The organism is Vallitalea sediminicola, assembly GCF_054408565.1.
Map to the genome: position 1 here is coordinate 1 of NZ_BTPT01000419.1, position 299 is coordinate 299.

Sequence of the window (299 nt, forward strand, 5' to 3'; positions counted from 1 at the left end):
TAACTGTCTTTTAGCTAATTGTCTGGTTGCAAAAACGCCACGGAAAATCATCTCATCGTGGTCAAATTCACCCTCAAGGTATTGCCACATTTGTCGGTAGCCTACACAGCGAATAGAGGGTAAATCTTGGTGTAAATCGCCTCGTGATTTTAACTTAATCACTTCTTGTTCGAACCCCATATCAATCATTTGTTGATAACGAAGTGCAATTCGTTCATGCAGCGTGCTGCGTTCTTTGGGAGTTATTGCTAATTGTAGAACATCGCCAGCGAGCTTAGCACCTTTTATTTGGGTCAATT

At 41.5% G+C, this 299-nt stretch carries 1 pseudogene; it reads right to left on the bottom strand.

Going from position 1 to position 299, the window contains the following annotated elements:
* Positions 1-299 (bottom strand): annotated as a pseudogene (locus ACX6CF_RS27265) (hypothetical protein); the annotation flags it as partial.